General features: G+C 68.6%; 17 protein-coding genes. 14 read left to right on the top strand and 3 right to left on the bottom strand.

The window, feature by feature from the left end; genetic code table 11:
• The first annotated feature begins 86 nt into the window (after nucleotides 1-86).
• Entirely contained in the window at nucleotides 87-308 is a 222-nt protein-coding gene (locus LVB77_RS10830) for a DUF6116 family protein (protein ID WP_232906134.1), read from the top strand.
• 3 nt (nucleotides 309-311) lie between these two features.
• A complete protein-coding gene (locus LVB77_RS10825; RefSeq protein WP_232906133.1) occupies nucleotides 312-1,091 on the top strand; it encodes a TatD family hydrolase in 780 nt (259 codons plus the stop codon).
• A 145-nt stretch (nucleotides 1,092-1,236) separates the two neighbouring features.
• Here the strand turns inward: LVB77_RS10825 and LVB77_RS10820 are convergent, their stop codons facing one another.
• Nucleotides 1,237-2,031 carry a tRNA threonylcarbamoyladenosine dehydratase gene (locus LVB77_RS10820; protein ID WP_232910249.1) on the bottom strand — a complete coding sequence of 265 codons (795 nt, stop codon included), beginning with the start codon at nucleotides 2,029-2,031 and terminating at the stop codon, nucleotides 1,237-1,239.
• Between the two features lie 108 nt (nucleotides 2,032-2,139).
• Between LVB77_RS10820 and LVB77_RS10815 the strand changes: the two genes are divergently transcribed.
• The 3 genes from LVB77_RS10815 (at nucleotide 2,140) to LVB77_RS10805 (ending at nucleotide 4,579) form a co-directional block, all read left to right on the top strand.
• Nucleotides 2,140-2,592 (top strand): hypothetical protein, encoded by a 453-nt coding sequence (locus LVB77_RS10815; protein WP_232906132.1) that lies wholly within the window; start codon nucleotides 2,140-2,142, stop codon nucleotides 2,590-2,592.
• Nucleotides 2,593-2,733: 141 nt separating this feature from the next.
• Entirely contained in the window at nucleotides 2,734-3,210 is a 477-nt protein-coding gene (locus LVB77_RS10810) for a glycine zipper 2TM domain-containing protein (protein WP_232906131.1), read from the top strand.
• 247 nt (nucleotides 3,211-3,457) lie between these two features.
• Nucleotides 3,458-4,579 carry a M35 family metallo-endopeptidase gene (locus tag LVB77_RS10805; protein ID WP_232906130.1) on the top strand — a complete coding sequence of 374 codons (1,122 nt, stop codon included), beginning with the start codon at nucleotides 3,458-3,460 and terminating at the stop codon, nucleotides 4,577-4,579.
• A gap of 208 nt (nucleotides 4,580-4,787) precedes the next feature.
• On the opposite strand, the gene LVB77_RS10800 is transcribed toward LVB77_RS10805, so the two are convergent.
• On the bottom strand, nucleotides 4,788-4,997 hold the full coding sequence (locus LVB77_RS10800) for a cold-shock protein (protein WP_055906256.1): 210 nt from the start codon (nucleotides 4,995-4,997) through the stop codon (nucleotides 4,788-4,790).
• A 215-nt stretch (nucleotides 4,998-5,212) separates the two neighbouring features.
• Between LVB77_RS10800 and LVB77_RS10795 the strand changes: the two genes are divergently transcribed.
• The 4 genes from LVB77_RS10795 to LVB77_RS10780 all read left to right on the top strand — a co-directional run bounded on the left by LVB77_RS10795 (nucleotide 5,213) and on the right by LVB77_RS10780 (nucleotide 9,345).
• Nucleotides 5,213-5,698: a DUF456 domain-containing protein gene (locus LVB77_RS10795; RefSeq protein WP_232906129.1), complete on the top strand. Its 486-nt coding sequence runs from the start codon at nucleotides 5,213-5,215 to the stop codon at nucleotides 5,696-5,698.
• A 133-nt stretch (nucleotides 5,699-5,831) separates the two neighbouring features.
• Nucleotides 5,832-7,016, top strand: a complete 1,185-nt coding sequence (locus tag LVB77_RS10790) for a phospholipase A (RefSeq protein ID WP_232906128.1) — start codon at nucleotides 5,832-5,834, stop codon at nucleotides 7,014-7,016.
• Nucleotides 7,017-7,113: 97 nt separating this feature from the next.
• Nucleotides 7,114-8,070: a patatin-like phospholipase family protein gene (locus LVB77_RS10785; protein ID WP_232906127.1), complete on the top strand. Its 957-nt coding sequence runs from the start codon at nucleotides 7,114-7,116 to the stop codon at nucleotides 8,068-8,070.
• A 153-nt stretch (nucleotides 8,071-8,223) separates the two neighbouring features.
• The gene (locus LVB77_RS10780) at nucleotides 8,224-9,345 is read left to right on the top strand and encodes a sterol desaturase family protein (RefSeq protein WP_232906126.1); all 1,122 of its coding nucleotides are present in this window, start codon (nucleotides 8,224-8,226) and stop codon (nucleotides 9,343-9,345) included.
• 110 nt (nucleotides 9,346-9,455) lie between these two features.
• Here the strand turns inward: LVB77_RS10780 and LVB77_RS10775 are convergent, their stop codons facing one another.
• Nucleotides 9,456-11,015, bottom strand: a complete 1,560-nt coding sequence (locus LVB77_RS10775) for a fumarate hydratase (protein ID WP_232906125.1) — start codon at nucleotides 11,013-11,015, stop codon at nucleotides 9,456-9,458.
• Between the two features lie 214 nt (nucleotides 11,016-11,229).
• On the opposite strand from LVB77_RS10775, the gene LVB77_RS10770 reads away from it, so the two are divergent.
• The 5 genes from LVB77_RS10770 (at nucleotide 11,230) to LVB77_RS10750 (ending at nucleotide 17,686) form a co-directional block, all read left to right on the top strand.
• Nucleotides 11,230-13,065: a serine hydrolase domain-containing protein gene (locus LVB77_RS10770; RefSeq protein WP_232906124.1), complete on the top strand. Its 1,836-nt coding sequence runs from the start codon at nucleotides 11,230-11,232 to the stop codon at nucleotides 13,063-13,065.
• 84 nt (nucleotides 13,066-13,149) lie between these two features.
• Nucleotides 13,150-13,863, top strand: coding sequence for an alpha/beta fold hydrolase (locus tag LVB77_RS10765; RefSeq protein WP_232906123.1), 714 nt, complete (start codon nucleotides 13,150-13,152; stop codon nucleotides 13,861-13,863).
• Nucleotides 13,864-13,955: 92 nt separating this feature from the next.
• Nucleotides 13,956-14,513 carry a demethoxyubiquinone hydroxylase family protein gene (locus LVB77_RS10760; protein ID WP_232906122.1) on the top strand — a complete coding sequence of 186 codons (558 nt, stop codon included), beginning with the start codon at nucleotides 13,956-13,958 and terminating at the stop codon, nucleotides 14,511-14,513.
• 67 nt (nucleotides 14,514-14,580) lie between these two features.
• Nucleotides 14,581-16,476, top strand: a complete 1,896-nt coding sequence (locus tag LVB77_RS10755) for an ABC transporter ATP-binding protein (RefSeq protein ID WP_232906121.1) — start codon at nucleotides 14,581-14,583, stop codon at nucleotides 16,474-16,476.
• 43 nt (nucleotides 16,477-16,519) lie between these two features.
• Entirely contained in the window at nucleotides 16,520-17,686 is a 1,167-nt protein-coding gene (locus tag LVB77_RS10750; RefSeq protein WP_232906120.1) for a PQQ-dependent sugar dehydrogenase, read from the top strand.
• The last annotated feature ends 27 nt before the right edge of the window (nucleotides 17,687-17,713 follow it).

Genomic DNA, 17,713 nt, shown 5'->3' with positions numbered 1-17,713 from the left:
TTGAAATCCGCAAAACTGTCCCCCGCATGAACCCGTCGCGAGGCCGTGTTAGCGTGTTGCAACACGCGTCACAACCCGGTGGGTCCATGGCCAATCCTCTGCTCGCTCCCCTGATGGGCTTCCTCGGACGCCTTAGCTATCCGCGCCTGTTCGTGCTCACCGCGGTCCTGTTCGGACTGGACCTGGTGATTCCCGATCTGGTGCCGTTCGCCGACGAACTGCTGCTCGGCCTGGGTACCCTGCTGCTGGCCAATTGGAAGAAGCGCAAGGACGCTCCGCTGGAGCCGCCGGCCCCGCCCGCGCGCTGACCCGTGGCGACGCTGGTCGACAGCCACAGCCACCTCGACGCCGCCGAGTTCGACCCCGACCGCGCCGCGGTGATCGCGCGCGCGCGCGCCGCCGGGGTGACCCGGCAAGTGGTGCCCGCGGTCGGCGCGCAGGGCTGGCCCAAGCTGCGCGAGGTCTGCGCGCAGGATCGCGGGCTGTACCCGGTCTACGGTCTGCATCCGATGTACCTGTCCGCGCACCGGCCCGAGCACCTGCGCGAGCTGGGCGACTGGATCGAGCGCGAGCGTCCGCTCGCGGTGGGCGAATGCGGGCTGGACTATTTCGTCGAAGGACTGGACCCGGAAGCGCAGTCGCTGTACTTCGACGGCCAACTGCGTCTGGCGCGCGATTTCGATCTGCCGGTGATCGTGCATGCGCGCCGCGCGGTGGACGCGGTGATCGCGGCGGTGCGCCGCATCGGCCGGCTGCGCGGCGTGGTGCACAGCTACTCGGGCAGCGAAGAACAGGCGCGGCAGCTGTGGAAGCACGGCTTCCTGCTGGGCCTGGGCGGCCCGGTCACCTACGACCGCGCCAACCGCCTGCGCGGGCTGGCCGCAAGCATGCCGATCGAACATCTGCTGCTGGAAACCGACGCGCCCGATCAACCCGACGCGGGCATTCGCGGCCAGCGCAACGAACCGGCGCGGCTGGCGACGGTGCGCGACACCATCGCGGCCTTGCGCGGCATCGCGCCGGACGAGTTGGCGGCGGCGACCAGCGCCAATGCGGAGCGCTTGTTCGGGCTGCCTGCGGAAAGCTCGTAAGGGCCGGTCTTTCGTCGGTGCTTTCTGTGGCAGCGACGTACGTCGCGATGGGTCGCCCTGCAGGCGGGACGCACCGTGGATGGAGTTCGATCGCGACTTACGTCGCTCTCACAGACAGCAGCAACGCGTACGCGCCTGCCAAGGCTTACGCAGCCTTGGGCTTCAACAGAATCTCCAGCGCGCGCCCCACCGCCGCGAACGCGAACGCGCCGGTGATGTGCGTGGCCGCGCCCAGGCCGGCGCCGCAGTCCAGCTTCAGCGCCGCATCGGCGTCCAGCTTGGGCCGCAGGCCGCAGACGGTGCCGTCGGCCTGCGGGTACTTGACGTTCTCCAGCGAGTAGATCGCCGAGACGCCGAAGTAGCGGTCCGGATTCTTGGGGAAGTTGAACTCGCCGCGCAGCTTCTTGCGGATCAGCGCCAGCATGGCGTCGTGCTCGGTGCGCGACAGGTCGCGCACGCGCACCAGGGTGGCGTCGGTGCGGCCGCCGGCGGAGCCGACCGCGATCACCGGCAACTTGCGCCGCCGGCACCAGGCGATCAGCTCGACCTTGGCGCGGAAGCTGTCGCAGGCGTCCAGCACCAGGTCGTAGCCGCGGTCCAGCAGCTCATCCAGGTTGGACGGCGTCAGGAAACTCTGCACCGCGTCCACGCCGATCTGCGGATTGATCGCGCGGCAGCGCTCGGCCATCACCTCGACCTTGGCGCGGCCGTAGTGGCCGTCCATCGCCGGCAGCTGCCGATTGGTGTTCGAAAGGCACAAATCATCCGCATCGATCAGCGTCAGATGGCCGATGCCGCTACGCGCCAGCGCCTCCACCGCCCACGAGCCGACGCCGCCCATGCCGACCACGGCGACGCGGCAGGCGGACAGACGGGCGACGGTGCCGGTGCCGTACAGCCGGTCGATGCCGGCGAAGCGCTCCCGCCATGCGGGCGCCAGGGTGTTTTCGCTCATGCGCGCATTGTAAGGCGGCGGCGTGCCGCGACCGCTGGCGGAACACGCAACGCTGCGTGTTAAGGTTCGGTCATCTTGGATGGAGGCCAGGCAATGAGCGATACCCAGCCCAACACCGCCGCAGCACCGCGCGCCAGCAACGGCAAGAAGTACCTGATCCTGTTTCTGGTCGGCGCGGTCATGGGCGCGATCGGCGCGGTGATGCTGATGCGCGCGCTGCAGGCGCGCCAGGATCCGTTCCCGGACAGCGTGATGCACGTGCAGGCCTGGCACCTGAAGCAGCTCGACAGCCGGGTGCAGGAAAACCGCTGCGCCGCCACCGACACCCTGCCCCACCTCAAGGCGCTGCGCACCACCGCCGACGATCTGGAATGGGCCTTCCCCAGCCTCAAGGACGACGCGCGCTTCACCCAGCACGCCAGCAAATTCCGCGGCACCCTGGACGCGGCACTGGCCAGCCCGCCGCTCAATTGCGCAGGCGTGGGCGCGGTCAACAAGCAGATCCAGGAAGCCTGCGGCGCCTGCCATCAGGACTTCAAGGGCTGAGCCCGACGGACGAGACCGGCCGTGCGCTGAATGCCACGGCCCGGCACGTCCGTGGTTGATCGCGTGTTCACGCAAGGCCGCCTAGCTTGGAGCGCGCGTGGCGGGTATCGCCACTCGCCCCTCCATCGGCAGGAGATCCGAATGAACACCCAGAATCTACGTCTGCTCGGCATCGCCGCGGCCGCCACCCTGGCCCTGGCCGGTTGCGCCACGGGGCCCAGCTACTCCTCCGGCGGCTACTCGCAGCCGAGCTACGGCAATGCCCCGGCCAACTGCTACGACTGCGGTACCGTGACCCGGATCGAGCAGCTGGCCGGCGGCTCCGCGCCCAGCAAGACCGGCGCCGTCCTCGGCGGCATCGTCGGCGCGGTCGCCGGCCACGAAATCTCGTCGCACACCGGCGGCAGCAAGGGCAACCAGAACGTCGCCGCGGTGGCCGGCGCGGTCGGCGGCGCGATCGCCGGCAACGCGATCCAGAACCGCGTCGACAACGGCCGCTTCAACGTCTATGTGCGCATGGACGACGGCCGCACCACGGTGGTCACCCAGAACGACCTGGGCGGCGTGCGCGAAGGCAGCTATGTGCGCGTCTACAACGGGCGGGCCTGGGTGCGCTAAGCGCCCGCGTCGTCTAGCCTCGGGCGGCCCGCTACGGCGGGCCGCTTTTTTTGTGCCCGCGGTTTGTGCGCCGCACCGCATGCTGCACAGCAGCATCGGTCCGCGGATGCGCACACTGCAACGGCAGTCACGCTTGGTAGCGCATAAATGCGTGCGCCAGCCCGTTGCGGCGACAGGACACAGGATTAGTGTCGGCAGGTCCGCCCCCGCGGGCCTCGCCAAGAACGTAGACAAGGAGATGGGTCGAATGAAGCTACTGCATGTCGTTTCGGGCACCGCCGTGCTGGCCGGCGCGATCGCCGCCGCCACCGCCGCCGGCCCCGCCGCCCCCACCAATCCGCTGCGCGTGAGCATCAGTTCGTTCGACAGCGGCATCGCCGCACTGGGCGCCGACGCCGGCGCGCTGCAGGGCGCGGTCGAGATCGCCGTGACCAACACCAGCCGCCGCACCGTGCGCCTGCCCAAGTGGCAGCTGCCGACCGAGGAGCTGGACGCCAACCTGTTCGAAGTCAGCGTCGACGGCGCCAAGGTCGATTACCAGGGCCCGATGATCAAGCGCGGCGCGCCGCAGGCGGCCGACTTCGCGATCCTGCGCCCGGGCGAAACCTACCGCGTGGTGGTCGACCTGGCCTCGGCCTACGATCTGTCCAAGGCCGGCGACTACACCGTCACCTACAACGCGCCGCTGCAGTTCGCCTCCACCGACGACCGCAAGATGCTCAACCAGCGCAACGGCCTGCCGATGAGCGCGCGCAGCGCGCCGCTGCGGATGTGGGTGGACGGCGGCGCCAAGCTGGACGCGGCGCAGCGCGTGAGCGCCAAGGCCAAGCCGGTCGGCCCGACCCAGGTGGTCAACGGCGTCAACTACGTCGGCTGCACCAGCTCGCGCATCACCACCGCCGGCCAGGCGGTGAACTCGGCACGCAGCTACTCCGAGAACGCCAAGGGCTACCTCAACGGCGGCACCGTCGGCGCGCGCTACACCACCTGGTTCGGCGCCTACACCTCGTCGCGCTACAGCACCGCGCGCCAGCACTTCGTGTCGATCGACGCGGCGATGGACCAGAACAACGGCCAGATCACCATCAACTGCGGCTGCACCAGCAGCGCCTACGCCTACGTGTATCCGAACCAGCCGTACCAGATCTACGTCTGTAAGGCGTTCTGGAACGCGCCGCTGACCGGCACCGACTCCAAGGCCGGCACCCTGATCCACGAGATGAGCCACTTCAACGCGGTCGCCGGCACCGACGATCACGTGTATGGCCAGAGCGGCGCCAAGAATCTGGCGATCAGCAATCCGGCCAACGCGCTGGATAATGCCGACAACCACGAGTACTTCGCCGAAAACACCCCGTTCCAGAACTGAAACTAACGGCGGTGCGAAACCGGAAGGCGGCCCGCTGCGGCGGGCCGCTTTTCTTTTATTTCGAAATCGAAAGTTTTAGAAACTTTCGCGACCCGGTGCGCACGCACGCGTCGAGAATAAATCTCGGAAAAAGAAAAACCCGGCTCGCGCCGGGTTTTTCAGGTCCTGAGCGCCTCCTCGCGGCTGCGCTTCGATCAGGGGTGTTGCCTTACAGCGGTTCCACAGCGTCGGCCTGCAGACCCTTCTGGCCCTGCACGACGGTGAAGGAGACCTTCTGGCCTTCCTTCAGGCTCTTGAAGCCCTGGGACTGGATCGCGCGGAAGTGCACGAACACGTCTTCGCCGTTCTCACGGCTGATGAAGCCGAAGCCCTTGGCATCGTTGAACCACTTGACGGTACCGAATTCACGGTTCGACATTTTTACCTGCTCCTTGAAACGTTAGTTGTTTAACGCAGCTCGCGCCGCGTGCTGGTTGCAAGGAGGAAGCGAGGTGCAACGATGTAGCGGATCGAGGATCAACCGCATCGGGCCACGATTCACGGTGACCCTTGGCAAACACAGCGCCCGCAACTTACCCCGCCATGGGGCAAAATGCAAACAGCCCGGACAGCCTGTCCGGACGGGGGTTCTGGATGGATTTCACGACTGTTTATTACGTGCTGGCCGGGCTGCTGATCCTGGTCGGAATCGCCGGTACGGTACTGCCGGCGCTACCGGGTTTGCCGCTGGTATTCGCCGGCATGCTGCTGGCCGCCTGGGCCGGTAATTTCGAGCAGGTCGGCTGGCTGATGCTGACCGTGCTGGGCCTGTTGACCCTGCTCTCGCTGGGCGTGGATTTCCTGGCCACGGCGATGGGCGCCAAGCGCGTCGGCGCCAGCAAGCTGGCCCTGATCGGCGCGGTGATCGGCACCTTCGCCGGACTGTTCTTCGGCCCCATCGGCCTGTTCGCCGGCCCCTTCGTGGGCGCGCTGGCCGGCGAGCTGATCCACAGCCGCCAGCTCGGCCAGGCGACCAAGGTCGGTTTCGGCACCTGGGTCGGGATACTGATCGGGACGGTGCTCAAACTGGGGCTGGCATTCGCGATGGTGGCCTTGTTCATCGCCGCGTGGATTTTCTAAACGCCGGCGATCGCGCGGATTCGCGTGCGGATATTGCGGACCCGGCGCAATCGCGGCCGGGAGAAAGTGGAAACCGCAGGCGCCGGCAGACACACTGTCGGCGCAGATTGTTTGGAACCAGGGAAGTTTGCCGATGAGCTCCACCGAGAATCTCGCGCGCCGGTCGCGCGCCCCGATCACACCGTTGGCGCTGGCGCTGGCCGCCGTCGCACCGCTGGCCACGGCGCAGCAGCCGCCCGCGCCGGCCACGCCCGAGGCCTGCATCGCGATCGCCGGCGACGCCGACCGCCTGGCCTGTTACGACAAGGCCCTGAACCGGCAGGCGCCCAACACGCGCGCGGCCGACGTCGCAGCCAAGGAGGCCAAGGCGATCCAGCGCAATCTGGAGCTGGCCGATCAGATCGAGGGCCGCGCGCCGCCGGCCGAAAGCGAGACCGCGCGCCAGCGCCGTAACGATCTTTATCCGAACGAGGCGCCGCTGGACAGCGCGATCGCCAACGCCGGCAAGGGCGGCCTGCTCGACAGCCGCTGGGAACTGGCCAAGGATTCCAAACTGGGCGTGTTCAACTTCCGCGCCTACAAACCGGTCTACCTGCTGCCGGCGTTCTGGACCAGCGACGTCAACGAGCAGCCCTACTCGCCCAACCCGCGCAATCAGGTGCAAACACCGCAGTCGCTGACCAGCGTCGAGGCCAAGTTCCAGCTCAGCTTCAAGACCAAGGCGGTGGAGAACCTGTTCGGCGACAACGGCGACATCTGGATGGGCTACACCCAGAGCTCGCGCTGGCAGGTCTACAACGGCGACAACTCGCGGCCGTTCCGCGAAACCAATTACGAGCCGGAAGTGCTGCTGGTGTTCCGCAACAACTACCGCATCGGCGGCTGGAACGGACGCATGGCCGCGATCGGCCTGAACCACCAGTCCAACGGCCGCGCCGATCCGTTCTCGCGCAGCTGGAACCGGGTGATGGCCAACATCGGCCTGGACCGCGAGGACTGGGCGGTGACGCTGCGGCCGTGGTGGCGCATCTCCGACGGCAACGACGACGACAACCCGGACATCGAGGATTACCTGGGCCGCGGCGACATGACCGTGGTGCATCGCCGCGGCGGCCACGAGTTCAGCCTGATGGCGCGGCATTCGCTGCGCGGCGGCGACCGTTCCCACGGCGCGTTGCAGTTCGACTGGGGTTTCCCGATCCACAACGCCCTGCGCGGGCACCTGCAGGTGTTCGACGGCTACGGCGAAAGCATGATCGACTACAACCACCGCGCGACCTACATCGGCTTGGGCGTATCGCTGCTGGAATGGTACTGAGCGCACGGAATCGAAAACGCGGCCGGTCCGCGTTCGCAAACCGCGCGACAGCGCCGGGTTAGGCTCGACCTACCCCACACTCGCGCGAGATTCCCCCATGCAAATGCGCCGCATCCTGTCGCTGGATGGCGGCGGCATCCGCGGCCTGGTCAGCTGCCTGTGGCTGGCCGGCGTCGAGCAGGCCCTGGAGCGGGCCGGCAAACCCGGATTGCCGAAGTCGTTCGACCTGCTCGCGGGCAGTTCCACCGGCGCCATCGTTGCCGCCGGCCTGGCGATCGGGCTGGCGCCCGCGGCGATGGCCGACCTGTATCGCGACCATCGCCACACCATCTTTCCGGGCATCGCCGAGCGCCTGTGGGTGCGCAGCGGCGCCTTGCTAACGGCCGGCATCTCGGCGCCCAAGTACGACGCGCGCGGCCTGGAAGAAGTGCTCCAGCGGGTGTTCGGCCAGGCCACGCTGGGCGACGCGCAGGTGCCGCTGCTGATCACCGCCTACGACACGATTTCGCGTACGCCGGTGATGTTCAAGAGCTACAACGCCAAGCATCGCGCCCTGCCCTTGTGGGAGGTGTGCCGGGCCTCGTCGGCGGCGCCGACCTATTTCCCCGCGCATGCGATGAAGATCGAAGGCCAGGACTGCGCCCTGATCGACGGCGGCGTGGTCGCCAACAATCCCACCGCCTGCGCGATCGCCGAAGCCCTGCGCAAGGACGCGCAGGTCGACAACAGCCGCGACCTGGTGGTGCTGTCGGTGGGCACCGGCGAGCGCACGCGCAGCATCCCGCTGGCGGCCGCGCGCGGCTGGGGCGCACTGGAATGGGCGGTGCCGATCATCGACGTGCTGTTCGACGGCAACACCGATTCGGTCGACTACATCGCGCGGCAACTGGTCGGCGATGCGTATTTCCGCATGCAGGAACACCTGCACATCGGCCTGGACGATCTGGACGACACCAGCTCGACCAACCTGATCGCACTGGAGTTCATGGCCAAGGAGTATCTGGCCAAGCCGGATACGCAGCAGATGCTGGAACGGTTGGCGCGCAGCCTTTAGCGCGCGTGCACGGGACCGCAATGCGGCAACGGATCGGCGAAAACGATTGATCGGCGCGGGGGTGCCCGTTGGCATGCTCAGGCCGCAGGCTGGCCGCGGCCCGGCGTTGCGCTAAGCTGACGCCGCCACTCGCGGCGCCACCCACCTGCCACCATGACGCCAGCCGCTCCCCGTCCCCGCCGTTCGTTCTTCGCCTATGCCTCCGCGCTGCTGGGCCTGCTCAGCCTGCTGGCGGTGCTGTGCTTCCATTTCCCGCAGCTGCTGACCAGCAAGGAATTCCGCGTCGTCTACACCGAGGTCTTCGCCCGCCACCTGCTGCTGGTGGGCCTGGTGGCGGCGTTCGTGCTGGGCACGCTGGCGATCCTGCGCGACCGCAACAAGCGCGTGGCCACGATCGGCGTCGGCGCGGCCACGCTGGCGGTGCTGCTGGGCGGCAGCAACGTGCAGTTCGACGCGATCGGCCAGACGCCGTACTCGCTGGGCCTGGACTGGTTCGTGATCTCGCTGTTCTTCTCGGCGCTGGTGTTCGTGCCGCTGGAGCACTACCTGGGCAAGCGCCGGATCTCGCCGCTGCGGCCGGGCTGGCGCACCGACGTGGCTTATTTCTTCATGAGCCACGTGCTGGTGCAGTTCATCCTGATCCTGGTGACGGCCTCGACTTCGACCATCGCCGGCCTGGCCGCGTTTCCCGGCCTCAAGACCGCGATCCAGTCCCTGCCGGTGTGGGCGCAGTTCCTGATCGCGGTGCTCATCGCCGATCTGGCGCAGGCGTTGCTGCATCGCGCGTACCACAACATTCCCTGGCTCTGGCGCTTCCACGCCGTGCACCACTCCAGCCGCGAGATGGACTGGCTGGCCGGCTCGCGCATCCACTTCGTCGAGATCGTGCTCACCCGCAGCGCGGTGCTGCTGCCCTTGTTGATCCTGGGTTTCTCGACGCCGGCGGTGAACGCCTACGTGATCCTGGTCGGTCTGCAGGCGGTGCTGGCGCACGCCAACCTGGGCATCCGCTTCGGCTGGCTGGAGTACGTGCTGGTGCTGCCGCGCTACCACCACTGGCACCACGCGCGGCAGTACGAGTACATCGACGTGAACTACGCCATCCACCTGCCGCTGGTGGACATGCTGATGGGCACCTTCAAGCTGCCGCGCGAAGGCGATGCATGGCCGGCGGAGTACGGGGTGATGAAGCTGGAAACGGTGCCGCGCGGGATCGTGGAGCAGCATTTGATGCCGTTCCGCGGGGGTAGGACTTACGACGATCACGTGGCTTAAGGCTGCCTGGCCCACATACGGGCCGGAAAGCAAATCCCCCTCAATCCCTCTTTTCCAAAGGGGGAGGCCAAAAGCACCGGCGGCCCCGTAAGGCCGCCAGTAGTTGCACGTCAGACGGATTCCACCACCACCGGAATCTTGCCGATACGCGCCTGCCATTCCTTGGGGCCGGTCTTGTGCACCGACTCGCCGGCGCTGTCCACGGCCACGGTCACCGGCATGTCCTGCACGGTGAATTCGTAGATCGCCTCCATGCCCAGGTCGGCGAAACCGACCACGCGCGACGCTTTGATCGCCTTGGACACCAGATACGCCGCGCCGCCGACCGCCATCAGATAGACCGAACGGTGCTTCTTGATCGCCTCGATCGCGACCGGGCCGCGCTCGGCCTTGCCGACCATGCCCAGCAGGCCGGTCTGCGCCAGCACCTGCTCGGTGAACTTGTCCATGCGCGTGGCCGTGGTCGGGCCGGCCGGGCCCACGACCTCGTCGCGCACCGGATCGACCGGACCGACGTAGTAGATGAAGCGGCCCTTGAAGTCGACCGGCAGCGCCTCGCCCTTGTTGAGCATGTCGACCATGCGCTTGTGCGCGGCGTCGCGGCCGGTCAGCAGCTTGCCGTTGAGCAGCAGCACTTCGCCGGGCTTCCAGCTCGCGACCTCTTCCGGCGTGACCGTGTCCAGATCGACGCGACGGCCCTTGGACGCGTCGTAAGTCAGCTTGGGCCAGTCTTCCAGCGACGGCGGGTCCAGCATCACCGGGCCGCTGCCGTCGAGAGTGAAATGCGCGTGGCGGGTGGCCGCGCAGTTGGGAATCATCGCCACCGGCAGGTTGGCGGCGTGGGTCGGGTAATCCTTGACCTTGATGTCCAGCACGGTGGTCAGGCCGCCCAGGCCCTGCGCGCCGATGCCCAGCGCGTTGACCTTCTCGTACAGCTCCAGGCGCAGCTCTTCGGCGCGATTGCTGGCGCCGCGCGCCTGCAACTCGGTGATGTCGATCGGCTCCATCAGCGATTCCTTGGCCAGCAGCATCGCCTTCTCGGCGGTGCCGCCGATGCCGATGCCGAGCATGCCCGGCGGGCACCAGCCCGCGCCCATGGTCGGCACGGTCTTGAGCACCCAGTCGACGATGGAATCCGACGGGTTGAGCATGGCGAACTTGGACTTGGCTTCCGAACCGCCGCCCTTGGCCGCGACGATCACGTCAACCGTGTTGCCGGGCACGACCTTGACGTTGACGACCGCCGGGGTGTTGTCGCGGGTGTTGGCGCGCTTGCCGGCCGGATCGGCCAGCACGCTGGCGCGCAGCTTGTTGTCGGGATGGTTGTAGGCGCGGCGCACGCCTTCGTTGACCATGTCCTCCACGCCCATGGTCGCGCCGTCCCAGCGCACGTCCATGCCGATTTCCAGGAACACGGTGACGATGCCGGTGTCCTGGCAGATCGGCCGGTGGCCCTCGGCGCACATGCGCGAGTTGATCAGGATCTGCGCGATCGCATCCTTGGCGGCGACGCTTTCCTCGCGCTCGTAGGCTTTGGTCAGATTCTTGATGTAATCGACCGGGTGGTAATAGCTGATGTACTGCAGGCCATCGGCGATGGACTGGATCAGGTCGTCCTGACGGATGACGACCGGGCCGCTGTGGGCGGCTGAGGACGGGCTGGCGGTCACGGCGGGCGTTGGCTGGCGGTGGGGATCGCCATTCTAACCGGCGCGCGCGCGGCGCCCGTAATCGACACCGCGGCGCGCCGGGCCGGAGGGCTAAACCCTTGAAATTGCGGGTGCACGCGACGCGGATAGGACCTGCGTCCTAATGACCTTATCCACGGGGCCCGCGGCCGGCGATGACGCAGACTCGGCCCATCCCGGAATCGCAGGCGCCCGTTTGAACAGGACTCCAACGACATCGCCGCTGCGCGGCTGGCGGATCTGTTTGCGGGCGTGGCTGCTGGTATGGCTACTGCCGGTGTCCGGACTGGGCGCCGCCGAACTCGACGCCGACCTGTCCGCCACGCTGCGTCAGCAGGGCCTGACCGGCGCCACTTGGGCGGTGGTCGACCCGCAAGGCGTGCGCGTCGGCGCCGCCGGCCTCAAGGACGCGCGCACCGGCGAGCCGCTGCGCGCCGACCACAAGGTACAGGTCGGTTCGGTGACCAAGACCCTGCTCGCCACCGGTGTGCTGCGCCTGGTCAGCGAAGGCCGGCTGCGGCTGGACCAGCCGGTGGCCGAGCTGTTGCCGGGCATCGCGTTCGACAACCCCTGGGCGGCCACCGATCCGCCGCGCCTGCGCCACCTGCTGGACCACACCGCGGGCTTGGACGACGCGCGCTTCAGTCAGGTGTTCAGTCTGCGGCCGACGCCGGACACGCCGCTGGCGCAGGCCTTCGCGGGCCAGCGCGGACGCTTGCCCGTGCGCAGCCGCCCGGGCACGCGGGTGTCGTATTCCAACAGCGGCTACACCCTGCTGGGCATGATCGTGGAAACGCTGAGCGGCGAGCGCTACGAGCGCTACCTCGACCGCGAACTGCTGCGCCCGCTGGGCATGCACGACAGCAGCTTCGGCTACGCGGATCAGCGCAGCGACGCGCGCCTGGCGATGGGCCATTTCGAGGGCGGCCGCACGCATCCGACCGTGCCGATGTACCTGCGGCCAGCGGGCCAGTTCCGCACCACCGCCGCCGACATGGCGCGCTATGCGCGCTTTCTGATGAGCGACGGCCGCATCGCCGGCCGCCCCTTTATCGATCCGACCCTGCTGCGCGGCATGGGCCACCCGCAGGGTACCGAGGCCGCCGGCGCCGGTCTGCAGGTGGGCTATGCGCTGGGCTTGCTGACACGCGACCGGCACGGCGCGCTCGGCCGCTGCCACGGCGGCAGCACGGTCGGCTATCGCGCGATGCTGTGCCTGTTTCCGCGACAGCAGCGCGCGTTCTTCGTCGCCAGCAATACCGATAGCGAGACCGCCGACTACGGCGCGCTGGACCGGCACCTGATCCAGGCCCTGAACCTGCCCGCCGCGCACGCCGCGCCGCCGCGGCCGTCGTCGCTGCGCCTGCAGGATTGGGAAGGCCACTATGTGCCGGCGCCTAATCGCTTCGCCGCGTTCGCGTGGCTGGACACCACGCTGGGCTTCGTGCGTCTGCGGCGCGAAGGCGACGGACTGCGACTGCTGCCGTTCCAGGGCCAGGCCGTGGCGCTGACGCCGCTGGGCGGCGCGCTGTTCCGCGCGCCCGACCGTCTGCTCGCTTCGCACGCGCTGTTGCGCGCGACCGATGGCGCGCAGGTGATCGCCACTGCCAGCCAGAGCTACCAGCGCATCGCTTTGTGGAAACTGATTCTGCTTTGGACCAGCCTCGCGGTCGGCGCGCTGGCCCTGGTCTGGTTGTTGCTGGGCGGCAGCCTGCGCGCCGGGTGGCGCCGTTTGCGTCCGCGCGATCCGGCCTTCGCGCCCTGGCTGGCGACGCTGGCGCTGTTGCTGCCGGCGCCGCTGCTGTACCGGCAGTCGTTCCTGCAGCTCGGCGATCTCACCTGGGGCAGCGGCCTGTTGACGGCGGTCGGCTGTGCGCTGCCCTTGGCGCTGGCGTTCGGACTGTGGCGCCATCTGCGCCTGCGGCCGAAGGGCGCGGTGGCGGGCATCGATGCGGTCGCGATGCTGGCCCTGCTGCAATGGACGCTGGTGCTGGCCGCCTGGGGGCTGTGGCCGTTGCGCTTGTGGGCCTGATGCGGGCGCAGGCGCTGCTGACAGAAGCTGGCAGTCGCCGCGCCTAGCCTGCGGTCACTCCCACCGTCGCACAGGACTCGCCGCATGTCGCATCCCACCACCTTGCTGTTGCACGGCGCCGGCGTCGGTGCCTGGGTCTGGCATGCGGTGGCCGAGCGCATGGCCACGCCGGCGCTGGCGCTGGATGTCCCGTGCCGGCATGCGGACGCGAGCCCGGCGCAATGCGCGCGGGATCTGGTCGCCGAACTGGACCGCCGCGGCGTCGGCGAGGTGGTGATCGTCGCGCATTCGCTGGCTGGGGTGCTGATGCCGGCGCTGGCGGCGCAACTGGGAGCGCGGCTGCGGCATGGCGTGTATCTGGCGGCGGTGGTGCCACCGCCGGGCGGCGCCTACGTCGACGCGCTGGGCCGGGTCGAACGCACGCTGCTGCGGCTGCTGTTCCGCTTCAACCGCGACGGCCTGAAGCCCGGGCCGGCGATGATCCGCAAGGAACTGTGCGAAGACCTGGACGAGACGACGGCGGCACGCGTGGTGTCGGCTTACGCGGCGGAGTTTCCGGGCCTGTACCTGACGCCGGTGGCGGCAGCGCCGACGCAAGTGACCTCGACCTACCTGCGCCTGCTGCGCGACCGCAGCCTGCCGCCGTCGCGCCAGGACGCGATGATCGCGCGTCTGCGGCATGCGCGGGTACGCGAGCTCGATGCCGGCCACCTGGCCATGCTGTCGGCGCCGGCGCAGGTCGCGGCCCTGCTGACGGGCATCGCCGTGGGCTGCGGCTCGGAACGGGCCGCCGCCTGAGCCGCGAGCGGCAGCGCGGCCGTCACGCAGGCCGCAGCGACCTTCCTGGGCCGGCCGGCTATGCTGCGCCAGAATCCCGCCTCGGCGCCACGATGACGAATAGCCTGCAGCCCGCCCTGCCCTTGCCGTTCTCGACGCCGTCGCTGGCGGCTCGCTATTTGCGCGTCGATCACGCCGGCGAGTTCGGCGCGATCCAGATCTACCGCGCGCAAATCCTGATCGGGCGCTGGCTGGGCCGCGCCCAGGTGGCGGTGCTCGAAGACTTCCTCGCTCACGAGCGCCGCCATCTGGCTACGTTCGGCGAGGTGCTGGCCGAACGCGGCATCCGGCGCTGCCGCAGCTTCGCGCTGTGCGGCGCCGGCGGCTATGCATTGGGCCTGATCACCGCGCTGCTCGGCGAACGCGCAGTCATGGCCTGCACGCGCGCGGTGGAAACCGTGGTCAACCGCCATCTGCAGGAACAACTCGCGCACCTGGCGGACAGCGATCCGCGCGCGCATGCGGCGGTGGCCTCGATCGTGCACGACGAACTGGAACACCGCGATGTGGCGAGCGAGCACGTGGGCCGCGACGACACGTTCACGCGCGCCATCGATGCGGTGGTCGCGGCCGCGACCGAAGCGGTGATCTGGACGGGGATGCGGCTGTGAGCGCGACGCCCTGCGCACCCACCACCGCTTTCACGATCCGCTAGCCCGCCCCAGGCACAATCCGACCATGTCCTCGACCGCCGACGCCGTCCCGCCCGCTTCCGCCGCCAAACCCGGTCGCGGGTCCGGCAAGCCCAGCCTGCGCGAGCGCTTCGACGCGCTGCGCAATCTGCCGCCGTTCCTGCGCCAGATCTGGCGCACCAGCCCCAGCCTGACCCTGATCACGCTGGGCCTGCGCCTGGTGCGCGCGTTCCTGCCGGTCGCGACGCTGTACGTGGGCAAGCTGATCATCGACGAGGCGGTGCGTCTGGTCGCGGCCGGCGTCGAATTCGAATCGGTGAGCGCGGCTCTGAGCGGCGGCCAGCTCACCACCCTGTTGAGCCTGCTGGCGCTGGAATTCGGCCTGGCGATCGGCTCGGACCTGCTGGGCCGGCTGATCAGCTACGGCGATTCCTTGCTGTCGGAACTGTTCACCAACGCCACCAGCGTGCGCCTGATGGAGCACGCCGCGACCCTGGACCTGGAGGACTTCGAAGACCCGGACCTGCAGGACAAGCTGGACCGCGCGCGCCGCCAGACCATGGGCCGCATGAACCTGATGAGCCAGCTGTTCGGCCAGGTCCAGGACACGATCACGGTGATCAGCTTCGCGATCGGCCTGCTGGTGTACGCGCCCTGGCTGATCCTGCTGCTGGCGGTGGCGCTGATTCCGGCCTTCGTCGGCGAGGCGCATTTCAACGCGCTGGGCTACTCGCTCAACTTCGCCTGGACGCCGGAGCGCCGCCAACTCGAGTACGTGCGGCAGATGGGCGCCAGCGTCGAGACCGCCAAGGAGGTGAAGATCTTCAACCTCCATCGTTATCTCATCGCCAAGTACCGCGAGCTGGCCGACAAGTTCTTCAAGGCCAACCGTTCGCTGGCGCGGCGGCGCGCGTTCTGGGGCACGCTGCTGGCCGCGCTGGGCACGCTGGGTTACTACATCGCCTACGCCTACATCGCCTGGCGCACGGTCAAGGGCGATTTCAGCATCGGCGACCTGACCTTCCTGGCCGGCAGCTTCCGCCGCCTGCGCCAGCTGCTGGAAGGGCTGCTGGTCGGCTTTTCGCAGGTCGCCGGGCAGGCGCTGTACCTGGACGATCTGTTTTCGTTCTTCGAAATCGAACCGGAGATCGTCTCGCCCGCCGACGCGCTGCCGGTGCCGCGGCCGATCGCGCGCGGCTTCGTGTTCGAGAACGTCGGTTTCCGCTATCCCGATGCCGAGCGCTGGGCGCTGCGCGGGCTGAACTTCGAATTGCACGCGGGCGAAGTGCTGGCCCTGGTCGGCGAGAACGGCGCCGGCAAGACCACCCTGGTCAAGCTGCTGGCGCGGCTGTACGACCCCGACGAGGGCCGCATCCTGCTGGACGGCCGCGACCTGCGCGACTACGACCTGGACGAGTTGCGCGCCAATATCGGCGTGATCTTCCAGGACTTCGTGCGCTACCACCTCACCGCCGGCGAGAACATCGGCGTCGGCCAGATCGACGCCATGGACGACCAGGAACGCATCCGCAACGCCGCCCGGCGCGCGCTCGCCGACCAGGTCATCGAATCGCTACCGCAGGGTTACGACCAGCAGATCGGGCGCCGCTTCAAGACCGGCGTGGACCTGTCCGGCGGGCAGTGGCAGAAGATCGCGATCGCGCGCGCCTACATGCGCGACGCCCAGGTCATGATCCTGGACGAACCCACCGCGGCGCTGGACGCGCGTTCGGAGTTCGAGGTGTTCCAGCGCTTCAAGGAACTCTCGGACGACCGCACCGCGGTGCTGATCTCGCACCGCTTCAGCAGCGTGCGCATGGCCGACCGTATCCTGGTGCTGGCCGAAGGCCGTCTGGAGGCCAGCGGCACGCACACGCAGCTGCTCGCGCAAGGCGGGCGCTACGCCGAACTGTTCGAATTGCAGGCCGCCGGTTACCGCTAAGGAGACTACCCGCATGGTTGTTCGTACACGCAGTATTTCGCTCGTGCTTGCCCTCGCCTGCGCCCTGACGGCCTGCGATAAGAGCCCGGCCCAGGACAGCACGGCGGCGCGGCCCGCGCCGGCAAAGCAAACGGGCCAACAGGTCGCCAGCGAACGCGGTCCGGTCCAGGTCACGCAGATCGCGCACGGACTGGAGCATCCCTGGAGCGTGGCCGTGCTGCCCGACGGCGGTTTCCTGGTCACCGAGCGACCCGGGCGTCTGCGCCGCGTCGGCGCCGACGGCGCGGTCTCGGCGCCGATCGCCGGCGTGCCGCAGGTCTGGGCCGAAGGCCAGGGCGGCCTGCTCGACGTGGTGCTGGCGCCGGACTTCGCCAGCAGCAAACGCATCTACCTCAGCTACGCCGAACCCGGCCCCGACGGCAGCGCCGGCACCGCCGTCGCGACCGCGACCCTGGGCGCTGCGGCGCTGAGCGAGGTCACGGTGATCTATCGCCAGCAGCCCAAGCTGGTCGGGCCCAACCACTTCGGTTCGCGCATCGTCTTCGACGGGCACGGGCATGTCTTCATCAGCCAGGGCGAGCGCCAGGAGCGCATGGCCTCGCAGGATCTGAAGATGCTGCAGGGCAAGCTGGTGCGCCTGAACCTGGACGGCAGCGTGCCCGCCGACAACCCCTACGCGGGCCGCAGCGATGCGCGCGCGGAGATCTGGAGCTACGGCCATCGCAACATGCAGTCGCTGGCGCTGGACCCGCGCACGGGCAAGCTGTGGGAAGCCGAGCACGGCCCGCGCGGCGGCGACGAGATCAATCTGCCCGAGGCGGGCAAGAACTACGGCTGGCCCATCATCACCAACGGCATCGACTACAGCGGGCTGCCGATTTCCGAAGCCGAAGGCAAGAGCAAGGCGGGCATGGAATCGCCGTACCACGTCTGGGAAAAGTCGCCGGGACTGTCGGGCATGGCGTTCTACACCGGGCGCGCGGATTCGGCCTGGAACGACAGCCTGTTCCTGGGCGCGCTGGCCGACGGCAGCCTGATCCGGCTGAGCCTGGACGGCGACAAGATCGTCAAGGAAGAACGCTTGCTCAAGGAATTGGGCCTGCGCATCCGCGACGTGCGCGTGGGCGCGGACGGCAAGGTATATGTGTTGACGGACGAGAAGGACGGGAAGCTGTTGCGGTTGGATCCGCCGGGGAAGGCTGGCGGTTGAGCAGGTGCGGCGCGAGGCAACGCGGCG

Origin of the sequence: Lysobacter sp. 5GHs7-4 (assembly GCF_021284765.1) — a bacterium.
GTDB lineage: Bacteria > Pseudomonadota > Gammaproteobacteria > Xanthomonadales > Xanthomonadaceae > Lysobacter.
Note: the sequence above shows the minus strand (reverse complement) of the source record. Positions and strands in the feature narration are given on the sequence as shown.

Coding starts and splice junctions, on each gene's coding strand:
- LVB77_RS10830 (WP_232906134.1), top strand. CDS start 87: ATGGCCAATCCTCTGCTCGCTCCCCTGATGGGCTTCCTCGGACGCCTT.
- LVB77_RS10815 (WP_232906132.1), top strand. CDS start 2,140: ATGAGCGATACCCAGCCCAACACCGCCGCAGCACCGCGCGCCAGCAAC.
- LVB77_RS10810 (WP_232906131.1), top strand. CDS start 2,734: ATGAACACCCAGAATCTACGTCTGCTCGGCATCGCCGCGGCCGCCACC.
- LVB77_RS10805 (WP_232906130.1), top strand. CDS start 3,458: ATGAAGCTACTGCATGTCGTTTCGGGCACCGCCGTGCTGGCCGGCGCG.
- LVB77_RS10800 (WP_055906256.1), bottom strand. CDS start 4,997: ATGTCGAACCGTGAATTCGGTACCGTCAAGTGGTTCAACGATGCCAAG.
- LVB77_RS10795 (WP_232906129.1), top strand. CDS start 5,213: ATGGATTTCACGACTGTTTATTACGTGCTGGCCGGGCTGCTGATCCTG.
- LVB77_RS10790 (WP_232906128.1), top strand. CDS start 5,832: ATGAGCTCCACCGAGAATCTCGCGCGCCGGTCGCGCGCCCCGATCACA.
- LVB77_RS10785 (WP_232906127.1), top strand. CDS start 7,114: ATGCAAATGCGCCGCATCCTGTCGCTGGATGGCGGCGGCATCCGCGGC.
- LVB77_RS10780 (WP_232906126.1), top strand. CDS start 8,224: ATGACGCCAGCCGCTCCCCGTCCCCGCCGTTCGTTCTTCGCCTATGCC.
- LVB77_RS10765 (WP_232906123.1), top strand. CDS start 13,150: ATGTCGCATCCCACCACCTTGCTGTTGCACGGCGCCGGCGTCGGTGCC.
- LVB77_RS10760 (WP_232906122.1), top strand. CDS start 13,956: ATGACGAATAGCCTGCAGCCCGCCCTGCCCTTGCCGTTCTCGACGCCG.
- LVB77_RS10755 (WP_232906121.1), top strand. CDS start 14,581: ATGTCCTCGACCGCCGACGCCGTCCCGCCCGCTTCCGCCGCCAAACCC.